The sequence below is a fragment of the Dokdonia ponticola genome (assembly GCF_042653865.1).
Classification (GTDB): domain Bacteria; phylum Bacteroidota; class Bacteroidia; order Flavobacteriales; family Flavobacteriaceae; genus Dokdonia; species Dokdonia ponticola.
In genome coordinates this window covers 1-11,819 of the sequence record NZ_JBHSFV010000006.1, presented here as the reverse complement: position 1 = coordinate 11,819, position 11,819 = coordinate 1, and the positions used below count along the sequence as shown (strand labels likewise).

General features: G+C 36.3%; 9 protein-coding genes. 2 read left to right on the top strand and 7 right to left on the bottom strand.

Features of this window, described 5'->3' with window-relative positions:
* Positions 1-31: 31 nt before the first annotated feature.
* The 7 genes from ACFO3O_RS10780 to ACFO3O_RS10750 all read right to left on the bottom strand — a co-directional run bounded on the left by ACFO3O_RS10780 (position 32) and on the right by ACFO3O_RS10750 (position 9,580).
* Positions 32-1,672: an LptF/LptG family permease gene (locus ACFO3O_RS10780; protein ID WP_379978621.1), complete on the bottom strand. Its 1,641-nt coding sequence runs from the start codon at positions 1,670-1,672 to the stop codon at positions 32-34.
* An 80-nt stretch (positions 1,673-1,752) separates the two neighbouring features.
* Positions 1,753-2,400 carry an outer membrane lipoprotein periplasmic chaperone LolA1 gene (gene lolA1 / locus ACFO3O_RS10775; RefSeq protein WP_379978620.1) on the bottom strand — a complete coding sequence of 216 codons (648 nt, stop codon included), beginning with the start codon at positions 2,398-2,400 and terminating at the stop codon, positions 1,753-1,755.
* Positions 2,393-4,867, bottom strand: a complete 2,475-nt coding sequence (locus ACFO3O_RS10770; RefSeq protein ID WP_379978619.1) for a DNA translocase FtsK — start codon at positions 4,865-4,867, stop codon at positions 2,393-2,395. The genes lolA1 and ACFO3O_RS10770 overlap by 8 nt, the downstream gene beginning before the upstream one ends.
* 199 nt (positions 4,868-5,066) lie before the next feature.
* Positions 5,067-5,429, bottom strand: a complete 363-nt coding sequence (locus tag ACFO3O_RS10765; RefSeq protein ID WP_379978618.1) for a diacylglycerol kinase — start codon at positions 5,427-5,429, stop codon at positions 5,067-5,069.
* Positions 5,430-5,930, bottom strand: a complete 501-nt coding sequence (gene tpx / locus ACFO3O_RS10760; RefSeq protein WP_379978617.1) for a thiol peroxidase — start codon at positions 5,928-5,930, stop codon at positions 5,430-5,432.
* Positions 5,931-6,114: 184 nt separating this feature from the next.
* Complete coding sequence (gene nhaC / locus ACFO3O_RS10755; protein ID WP_379978616.1) at positions 6,115-7,599, bottom strand: Na+/H+ antiporter NhaC; 1,485 nt, start codon at positions 7,597-7,599, stop codon at positions 6,115-6,117.
* A gap of 763 nt (positions 7,600-8,362) precedes the next feature.
* Entirely contained in the window at positions 8,363-9,580 is a 1,218-nt protein-coding gene (locus ACFO3O_RS10750) for an aminotransferase class I/II-fold pyridoxal phosphate-dependent enzyme (RefSeq protein WP_379978615.1), read from the bottom strand.
* A gap of 200 nt (positions 9,581-9,780) precedes the next feature.
* On the opposite strand from ACFO3O_RS10750, the gene ACFO3O_RS10745 reads away from it, so the two are divergent.
* Together ACFO3O_RS10745 and ACFO3O_RS10740 are read left to right on the top strand one after the other, a co-directional pair.
* Positions 9,781-10,239 carry an Lrp/AsnC family transcriptional regulator gene (locus ACFO3O_RS10745; protein ID WP_379978614.1) on the top strand — a complete coding sequence of 153 codons (459 nt, stop codon included), beginning with the start codon at positions 9,781-9,783 and terminating at the stop codon, positions 10,237-10,239.
* 589 nt (positions 10,240-10,828) lie between these two features.
* Complete coding sequence (locus ACFO3O_RS10740) at positions 10,829-11,467, top strand: CPBP family intramembrane glutamic endopeptidase (protein WP_379978613.1); 639 nt, start codon at positions 10,829-10,831, stop codon at positions 11,465-11,467.
* The last annotated feature ends 352 nt before the right edge of the window (positions 11,468-11,819 follow it).

Sequence of the window (11,819 nt, the reverse complement as noted above, 5' to 3'; positions counted from 1 at the left end):
CAAATCTCAAAAATCAAATCACAAATAACGTTTACAAAAACCCTTGTGACTTTAGATTTTCTTTTGTTATTCCTAACGCAGCTAATCGATCAAGTGCTCCATACTTTACGGCAGGTCTAAAATCATGGTTATTATCATCAAAACTTTTTACTAGTTCCTTCAACTGATTGATAGATCGGCCGTCCAGAATAGCTTCTTCTTCGGCTGTTAAGGTATATTCTATTTTTTCTTCAATGACCACTTCTTCTTTTTTCTTCTTTCCAAAGATTTTTTGAAGGAATAAACGAATAGGATCTAAGTCAATAAGTCCTTGGTCTGTAGTGGCTCTATAGGTAAGATAGACGCCTATGGGTAGTGTAATAAAGGTACTTAACCAACTTGCTGTAAATGCTGAAATCGTACCATCTTCTGCACTGTTTTTTGCAAAAATACCGATAAAGTGAAAGGTTAGGAATAGTACGACACCAACCACAATAGGAAGCCCTAGTCCGCCTTTACGTATAATCGCTCCAAGTGGTGCTCCCACAAAGAACAATACAATACAACTAAAACCAAGCACATATTTTTCGTGAATAGCTATCTCAAATTTATTCAACCGTTTTACATCCAATGCGTGTATTTTCTTTCGTCTCTCTATAGAAGTAATCGAGTTGTTTATAGTGGACTTCACCGCTTGTAGAATGGCGACTTTATCTGTAAGATTATAATTATCTAAAAGGACTTCTTGTATGGTATCTAGCTCTGGTAATTTAAAATCATTGATGGGGCTGAAATTCGTTTTATTTATAAAAGTAGTTCCGAAATCAATTCTACTTTTTGTGTATCTTTCAGATAATACCTGTAATGAGGAGTCTAACTCTTTTACATTAAGCATTTGATAGGAGTTATCTATTCCTTTATCATCAAGATTTACATCATCCAGGCTTCCTAAATCAATATTCAAGGTGTAGGTTTCAAAATAACTCTTTGCAAAGGGTTCTCTTTTTTTCTTTTTATAATCTCCATTAGGATTTACTTCGCTATAGTAATTTCCATCTGTTAATTTTAATGAGAGTATAGGTGAGTCTAGCGAACTGATAAGCTCTCCTTCTTTGGCTTTAATCACCGTAAAATTTCCGACACGTCCTGGTTCTTTTTGATGTATAATGACATCTGTAAGGTATTGATCTCGTTCCCCATATTTACTTGCGACACGGATATTGATATCATCACCTATTTCATTAAACTGCCCTGAACGTATAATCATGGCAGGTTTTAATTTTCCTATATTATTACGTAGGTTTCTAAACTCATATTGAGAAGCTGGGATGACATAGTTGGCAAATAAAAACGAGGTAATTCCTAAAAAACTAATGAATACAATCAGACTTTTCATGGCTCTTTGTAGAGAGATCCCTGTGGATTTCATGGCTGCAAACTCATAGTTTTCAGCAAAATTACCAAAGGTCATAATACTAGTGAGCAATACAGAGAGGGGTAGGACGAGGGTTACTAGACTAGGCGTAACAAATAATAAGAATTTAAGAATAACGCTAAAATCGAGATCGCGCCCTGCAAGCTCTTGGATATAGAGCCAAACACTTTGTAAAACAAAAATGAACATCAGTATAATAAAGATGCTCAAAAATGTTTTTACATATGTAAAAAGAATATAACGATCTAGTATTTTCATTAAGTAGGAAATCGAAAACAAAAGTACAATACCTAGTCCATTACTTTTGTACAGCTACTGTTATATTTTGTTAATCTCCTTTAGATTCTATTGATATAATAGTCGGCATATTTACTCTTGTCAAATAAAAAGGTGTTGCCAGACAATGGTTGATTTGGTTTGAATGAGTTCACCGTAATCGTGATTTTTGTGTCATTTTTTTGTACAATAATCAATCTATAAATATGCTTTGTGGTGGTATCTATACCTAATAGCGTATGCTTTACCTCGCTATTGGAGTCCATAGGAGTGAGTTTTACATACTGTATAGTACGACCGTTTATTTTTTGAGTAATATCCATTTTTTGAGTATACCCATCATTAAAGAAAGAGAGCATTTTTGAAGGAGTAATCTCATTTTCATCTTGATCACTTACATCACTAATAGTCACCTCTGTATTTTCAGGAACAATGGTATAGATACTCTTGCCATCAAAAATTTGTGTTGTTCCTAATAAGTTTAATACATACAGGTCTCCTTTCAGCACCACACTTCCTTTAGTTTCTTGATTAACGCCTTGAACTTCATTGGAAAGTGCATACTTAAAGTCGATGTCTATATTTTTATAGGTCTTTACTTTGGCATCTACTTCTTTAAGTAAAGATTGGGCTGATTGCGCTTTCGCGAAAGCGAACCCTCCCAGTATACATACCACACTCATTAAAAATCGCATACGAATCTTATTCATTTTTTTCATTATTTAAAAGTTGGTCCAAAGCGGCCATATCTGATATAAGCACTTGACGCGCTTTACTACCTTCAAATGGTCCTACAATCCCTGCTGCTTCCAGCTGATCTATAAGACGTCCCGCTCTGTTATATCCTAGTTTGAGTTTTCGTTGTAATAAAGAAGCGCTTCCCTGTTGTGCAATAATTAAAACTTCTGCCGCTTCACGGAAGAGCTTATCTCTATCACTCGCATCTATATCAAGACTCGTGCCACTTTCTTCTCCAATATATTCTGGTAATAGGTGCGCATCTGGATACGCTTTTTGTCCTCCTATATACTCTACAATACGCTCAACTTCTGGGGTGTCTACAAAAGCACATTGAATACGAACTACATCATTTCCTTGTGTGTATAACATATCTCCACGTCCTATTAATTGATCTGCGCCAGAGGTGTCCAAAATAGTTCGGCTATCAATTTTTGACGTGACTCTAAAAGCGATACGTGCTGGGAAGTTGGCTTTAATAATACCTGTTATTACATTTACAGAAGGACGTTGTGTAGCTATAATAAGATGTATCCCGATAGCACGGGCAAGTTGTGCCAGACGCGCAATGGGGGTTTCAACTTCTTTACCTGAAGTCATGATCAAGTCTGCAAACTCATCTACAACCAATACAATATAAGGTAAGAATTTGTGTCCATTATTCGGGTTAAGTTTACGCGCTTTAAATTTTGCATTATACTCTTTTATATTACGACACATCGCATCCTTGAGCATATCATAGCGAGCGTCCATCTCAATACAGAGCGAATTGAGAGTATTAATTACTTTAGAGTTATCGGTAATAATGGCTTCTTCAGTATCTGGTAATTTTGCTAGATAATGACGTTCTATTTTGTTGAATAAGGTAAGTTCTACTTTCTTAGGATCAACGAGTACGAACTTAACTTCGGCGGGGTGTTTTTTATAAAGTAATGAAGCAAGTATGGCATTTAATCCTACCGATTTTCCTTGTCCTGTGGCTCCTGCCATGAGTAAGTGAGGCATTTTGGCAAGATCTACTACAAAAGTTTCATTAGAAATCGTTTTACCGAGCGTTAAGGGAAGTTCCATTTCTGCCTCCTGAAATTTACGTGATGCTACCGCAGATCGCATCGATACGATTCTTGGATTTTTGTTAGGCACTTCAATACCAATAGTTCCTTTCCCCGGAATAGGCGCAATGATACGAATCCCTAATGCACTTAATGACAAGGCAATATCGTCTTCTAAGTTTTTAATTTTTGAGATACGTACACCTGCATCTGGCACAATTTCGTATAAAGTCACTGTAGGTCCTACGGTCGCTTTAATATTTGCAATGCCAATTTTGTAGTTATTTAAGGTCTCTACAATTTTGTTTTTATTCTCTTCAAGTTCTTCTTGATTGATCGTTATGCCCTGCCCTCCTGTGTAATCTTTTAATAAATCTATAGGCGGGAATTTATAATTACCTAACTCTAACCTTGGATCAAACTCTCCAAAGTCCTTCACCAATTTATCACTTAAATTCTTTTTGACTTCTTTTTCTTCGGTAGCTGGTTTTATTTCGATGGCAAGCTCGTCGCCTACTTTGGGAGTGATTTCAAGTTCAGGGTCGGGAGCGCTGACTTCCATAGGAGGGTCTACGACATTTGGTTTTTTCTTTTTCCCTATCGTAGGTTGCAGATTTTCTACATTCATTTCAAACGTAGACTTTGTCGACGTTTGATCGTTTACAGTAGCTGTTTCTGTGTCTATTTCTGATATTTCTGATGCATTATCAGTTACAGGCATTTCTGTATCTGAAGTCGTCGTCGAAGCGTCTGTGACTGTTTTTGTAAACTCATCAGAGAGTTGGTCTTTTGTACTCTTAAAGAAGACACCTACTTTATCTGGAGTTAATTTTAATCGAATCACCGCATAAGCAATCGCTAAAAACACCATAATAAAAGAAGTCCCTATAAGTCCCAAATAATCTTGTAAATAGTCATTAATCTCATAGCCAACTCGACCGCCTAAAAGGTCATTTTTCTGATGAAAGAATCCAAAAAATATAGAAAGCCACAACATGACTAAAATGCCCCAAAACCAAAACTGTCTTAGTCTTGCTTTTGCGTAATCAAAAAAGTAATATACACCAGAAATAGCAAGTAATATGGCGATAATAAAGGCGGAGACTCCAAATCCCTTGTAGATAAAGAAATTACTAACACCCGCCCCAAATTTACTCAACCAATTTGCTGTTGGCGTTTCTCTATTTGTTATATCAGTAAGCACACTTTGGTCTACTTTCCAAGTAAATAAATAAGACACAAACGAGAAGAACAAAGCAATCCCTAGAAAAAACAAGAAACTCCCTAGTATAATTTGTTGCTGTCTAGAAAGTTTAAGGTTGATGGGCTTTCTGGGGGTCTTTACTTTTTTTGGTTTGCTTTTGGTCGTTGTTTTCTTTTTAGCCATTAAGCTATTGATTGGATTGAATTGTCTCGATAAAAATACAAATATGAAACGGAATTATAGATGATTTGGTGTTCAATTAGTACTTTTTATATACAGTGAGAACGTTGACTAGTCTTTTATGGTATGAATTAAACTGTAATATAAAATAGGATAATCAATTACATTTCAGTTGTATTTAGATCATCACACATTTGTAAGATCAAAACACCTTAGGTACATAAATAATCCCAGCGACAATCACAGCAATAAGGGCGGCAATCCCTACAGCTCCTGCTGCAATATCTTTTATTTTTCCAATTTTATTATGGAAATCTGGGTGCACAAAATCTGCAATTTCTTCGACAGCGGTATTGAGACCTTCTATGCCCATAACCAACCCGATACACAGTGTTTGTATCATCCATTCGGTAGTGGAAATATCATAATAAAACCCAGCAATTGTAATCAGGATGGCAATGACAAATTGTACTTGAATACTTGCTTCCGTTTTTAATAATAGGATCCCGCCTTTAAAGGCATAGATACATCCTTTGAGACGTCCTTTTATAAACTTGGCAGGCATTTATGACAATGCATTAAGAGCCGCTTCATAGTTAGGTTCATGCCCTATTTCTGGTACGAGTTCTGTATACGTTACTTTTCCCTTATCATCTACTACTACAATCGCTCTTGCATGAAGTCCTTCAAATCCGCCATCAGCAAGCTCGATGCCATAATCCTTTCCAAATTCACCACTTTTAAAATCAGAGAGCGTGCTTACATTATCAATACCCTCTGCACCACAAAAACGAGCTTGAGCAAATGGCAAATCACGTGAAATACAAAGTACCTCTGTGTTTTCTAATGCACTTGCCTTTTCATTAAACGTTCTAATGGACTGTGCGCAAACACCGGTATCAACACTTGGAAATATATTTAAAATCAGCTTTTTACCTCTATAATCATTGAGAGTTGCGGCTGTTAAGTCATTTCGCGAAAGCGTAAAATCGGGTGCAGGGCTTCCTACTTCTGGAAGGTTACTTATTGTGTTTACTGGGGTTCCCCCTAAGGTTACTGATGCCATAAATATTTTTTTTTGTAAATGTAGAAAATATGAAGTTAAATATCGTGTTTCTTCAAAAGAAAACCCGTCTGTTATAACAATAAATTAACAGCGATATCCCGTTATTGTTTCCGTTATTTATGAGTACGCTTTCGCGAAAGCGTACAAAGAACTGCTAGAATCTTTTGCAAACTATAAGTAATAATTATGCTTCTTTTCCAGCATCTTTTAATTGGCGAATCTTAATGTTAAAAGCAGCGAATAATAAGGTCATAAATGGACTTAACCAATTAAAGATGGCAAACATAGCATACTCTCCTACCCCTACTCCTAACACACCACTTTGATAAGCACCACAGGTATTCCAAGGTACAAGAACAGAAGTCACAGTACCTGCATCTTCTAGTGTTCTAGATAAGTTTTCAGGCGCTAGCCCTTTTTCTCTAAATGCTTTATTATACATCTTTCCTGGGACTACAATCGCTAAATATTGATCACTAGCCGTAACATTTAAAGCTAGACAACTTGCGACTGTACTGGCAAATAAACCAAAGGTTGTATGAAATAACTTTAACAACGCTTTGCTAATACGTGCTAAAGCACCAATGGCATCCATAATCCCTCCGAATACCATAGCACAGATAATAAGCCATATAGTTTTTAACATACCATACATCCCTTTTGCTGAAAAAAGATCTACCAATATTTCATTATCTGTGGGTATCGTTGTTTTTACAGTGATGGCATTCATGATGCCCTTGTAGCCTGTTGTAAAGTCAAGTTTTTCTCCACCTGCTGCTAAAACCACAAGATCTGGTTGAAAAATTAAAGCAGCAACAGCACCTAATAAAGTTCCTGCTAAAAGAGCTATTAATGGAGGTGTTTTTTTAACAATAAGTATAATCACAATCACAGGCACCAAAAATAACCAAGGTGTAATTGTAAATGTCTTTTCTATATCAGCCAATATGGCTTCTGTATTAGCACTACCTGAAGTATCTAATGTAAAACCTAAAACAATAAAAACAATCAAAGTCACAATAATAGTCGGCACGGTAGTCAATGTCATATACTTAATATGCGTAAACAAGTCGGTTCCTGCCATGGCTGGAGCAAGATTTGTTGTATCACTCATAGGAGATAATTTGTCTCCAAAATAGGCGCCAGATAATACGGCTCCAGCGGTCATTCCTAATGAGATATCCAACGCACTTGCAATACCAATAAGCGCAATACCAACTGTTGCAGAGGTAGTCCAGCTACTTCCCGTTGCTATGGAGATCACAGCACATATAATGACACACGCTGCTAAAAAGATAGTAGGGTTTAAAATTTGCAATCCGTAATAAATCATAGTGGGTATAATACCGCTTAATAGCCAAGTTCCTGCTAATGCACCTACCATTAATAAAATAAGGAGTGCACCTGTGGTAGATTTTACATTTTGGGCAACTTCTTCTACCATTTTTTTATAGTTCACTTTATTAAAGTGACCTACAATGGCAGCCACTGCCGCTCCCAATAGCAAGACAAATTGATTAGATCCATCTAGAGCAGAATCCCCAAAGACAAAAACATTAAAGGCAAGCATGCCGACCAAAGCCAACACTGGAATGAGCGCTTCCCAAATATTCAGCTCTTTATTTTCTACAATATTTTGATTCTTACTATCTTCTGTTTGACTGTTCATGTAATGTTTATTTTAAAGGCACAATGTAACCATTTTATCTAAAATAGTAGATAGGTCTTTATGAGATATAACTACATTGTTTTTACGGCTTTACCATAAAAAAAAGGTGTTTTTATAGTAAAATATCAAAAAAAATGTTTTTATTTGTGCTTTTCGTCGGTGTTTCAACGCCGATCACCGGTAATAATGAGATTGCTAATTCACGTAATTTGAATAAGTTTTATGTTTACCACCCCAAATCTAAATAGTAAAATGAAATGATTATTTTTTACAACAATACCTTTGGTAGTCACGCTGCTCTTGGGCTTTAGAAATAAATAGAACAAGTAGATCATCTGTTTTTTTTACTAGAAGTATGAATACGGTACGCTATGTATAAATTGCTTTAAAAGAAAAACAAGAAATTATAGAATCACAAACTAAAAAAATTGAGTTGCTTGAATCACGTCTTCGTAGATTAGAAAACCTTGTAGAAGGTCTTAAATAATACACGAAGCAGATAGATCCTAAATCCCTAAACAAGAATCTATTCAAACCAGAAACCCCGCCTTACAGCGGGGTTTTTTATGAGTGTTTATCCCGTATTATGCATTAGAACTTCGTAATGATGCTTAAAGAAGTAATAAAATATGGCATTTTCTGAGTTTTAGCATAGCATCGCTATGGTTAAACTTAAAAATGTAGTGTAACGGTATATTTTGAAGCTTATTTAAGTTGTAATAGATTTTCTAATGCATAATGCGGGTTTATTTAATATTCTTTGTTATACCAAAGTAGCAGCTTCAAAAACACCTACTTCATACATACACCTTTTCATCTCTTCATACGTACGTTCAATATCATTATCCAATCCGATAGAAAAACGAATCAAACCATCGGTAAGCCCCATTGCTGCTTGCTCATCTTCTGGAATTTCTGAAGAAGTCGACGTACCTGGCGCACTGAATAAGGTCTTATAAAACCCTAAACTCACCGCTAAATATCCTAAGTTACGTTCTTGCATTAATTCCATAAGTGCATTGGCTTTATCCAGCGAACCTACATCAATGGTTAACATACCTCCAAATCCATATTCTTCATTCATCATACGTTTAAATACGGCATGACTCGGATGTGATGCCAATCCCGGATATACGGTACGCAAGCCATCTGCTTCAAAACGATTGGCAAGATACATCGCATTATGGCTATGCTGTTTCATCCTAATATGCAAGGTGCGTAAGTTCTTTAAAATCGATGCTGCACGCAAACTGTCCATGGTCGATCCTAATAACATACTCGCCCCGTCATTCACATTCCGCAACTGATCGATCAATGCCTGACTTCCGCACACTACGCCTCCTACCGTATCTGAAGAGCCGTTAATGAATTTTGTCAAACTATGTATCACAATATCGGCTCCGTGTTTTACGGGCGTAATGGATAGTGGAGCGAAGGTATTATCAACGACAAGCTGAAGGTTATGCTTTCGCGAAAGCGCACTCAACGCCTCCAAATCGGCAATTTCTAGTAATGGGTTGCTCACCGACTCACAATACAATACTTTGGTTTGTGGGGTAATGGCCGCTTCCACTTTTTCTAAATCGGTGATATCTACAAAACTGGTAGAAATTCCGAATCGTGGAGTAAAGTTTTTTAAGAATGCATACGTCCCTCCGTAAATCGTTCTACTCGATACGATATGATCTCCTGCTTCACATAACTGTAATAAAACAGGCGTAATCGCACCCATTCCACTGGCAGCTACATTGGCAGTTTCGGTATCTTCCATCGCAGCCAGCGCTTCGCCTAAATACAGATTGGACGGCGTACTGTGACGCGAGTATAAATAACATCCGTCGGCATCGCCTTCAAAAGTATCAAACATGGTTTTGGCAGATAGAAAGGTGTAGGTCGAACTATCCGAAATAGAAGGATTCACCCCTCCGAATTCTCCAAAATACTGTAAATCTTGAATTTTATTTGCAGGTTTATACGCCATAGTAATGTATTTTTATAGCATAGGACTCATAAAAGCCTGTATGCTGATTAATAATTTATACATCAAAATTACACTATTGCAGATGATTAATCAATGATTGATGTAATATTTAGAAAAATAAACTATAATTATTATATTTTTGCAGTATACGCTTTCGCGAAAGCGTATAAAGTAACCTAACCACTAGACATATTTTCTGTATGACCTTTGATGCTATTGATAAAAAACTCTTGGGATATCTCCAAGAAGATTGTAAAAAGACCAATAAAGAGCTTTCTGGGCTGCTTAATTTATCGGTGACAGCCGTATATGAACGGATCAAAAAACTAGAGCGCGAAGGAATTATTGAGCGGTATGTAGGACTACTGAATAAAGCAAAAGTACACCGTGATTTTGTGGTGTTGTGTCATATTAAACTCATACAACACCGCAAAGAATACCTCACAGCCTTTGAAAAAGCAGTTCTCGCCATAGAAGAAGTGGTAGAGTGTTATCACGTAAGCGGAGATTATGATTATATTATTAAAGTACTGGTCGCAGATATCAACGAATTCCGGGAGTTTATGGTGACCAAACTCACCACTCTAGACCATATAGGAAGCACCCACAGTTCGTTTGTGATTAATGAAGTGAAACATACCACTGCGATAGCTATTTAAGTATTTACGTGAAATTTTGTGGTTTATTTATAACCTTTTATGATTTTACAAAAAGATCAAAAATACCTTGACCTAACAAGGTTTTACGTTAAAAATGAATTGAAGCGAAGGGTAAAACAAAAATCGTTGCAAGCTAAAAATCCATAAATAAGGAATAATAGGATCCTTATGAAATAACAATTAATACCTGTTATTAATTGAATTTACTGGAAAAGAAAACGATGATTTTTTTCTTTATATGAGAAAGAAAACTAAAGCATAGCCTAAGCTACGGTTTCTTTTTTCTTGTGAAATAGAAAGGAAAAAAGGGTGTTTTATTACTGTAAATTCAATTGGTAAATGGTATAAAAATCTAAAAACTTTATTTTTGTACCGTAGCAAAAGAAATTTTCAGTAAACTACTTCGGGGTAAGTCCACGAGGCACTTTAAGAAAAAACATTCAATTTCGAGTCAAGCCTCGGAGCATTTAAATCTCGATTATCGAGGAAAAGCTTATTAAGTCTTGATTTTTTTGGTTCGTTTTTTCATCAAGGAAAAAATAAACATACACATTTCAACTAGTATAGTTAACATAGAATCCGCTTTAAGATGCATCTACCCAAATACCTCGCTACCGAATTTTTTGTGCTTTTTATAGCACTCCCGCTCAGTCTACTACTCCCGTATGATTTTAGGATCAAGGGCGCTTCTGTTTTGGTGGCATTTATCTATTTGCTGTTTGTGATGTTTAAAAGAACAGACGTTCGTTTAAAACTCCATAAAGAAATTGACTGGCAAGCGTTTGGAAAAACAACGGTCATCAAGTTTTTTGGAATTGCCGTGGTCACAACCTTATACGTCTATGTGATGGATGCTTCTGCCCTATTTTGTGTCCCTCTCAATAAACCTGATGTATGGATCACGATTCTATTTGTCTATACCTTTTTATCGGTATGGCCTCAAGAAGTGATTTATCGTACTTTTTTCTTTGAACGCTATGCGTTTTTATTTAGCAACAAAAAAATCTTCATATTCGTTAATGCCATTGTATTTTGCTTAGCACATTTATTTTTGCGCAATACGCTAGTGACCGTTCTCACCTTTATAGGCGGTTTACTATTTGCCTACACCTATACCCAAACAAAATCGACTACCTTAGTCTCCATAGAGCACGCTGTGTATGGCAACTGGCTTTTCACGGTCGGCATGGGTGAAATGCTGGCTTTTCCAGGAATGGAGGCTTGTTAATTCATTCCGCGAACCTGCCTGTCGGCAGACAGAGGCGGGAATCTCACACTTACATTCCGAAAGACATTTTATTCTAAACTTTCCGCAACACACCCAAATAGAACCTTTCATTCCCACAGACCTGCCTGTCAGCCGACAGAGGCGGAAACCTTACCTAGATATATCTAAAACACTTACGTGGTAACTTTTCTCACACTACTTTATCTAAAAAAAAATGAGATTCCCGGGATCATTCCTAAAAGTTGTGTGTGAATTAAAATAGAAGTTGGATTTTTGTAAAAAAAATGGAACTGTCCTTAGACTTATTAAAGTTAATTCTACCTGAGTTATTAATTACTCATTTTACAATTGT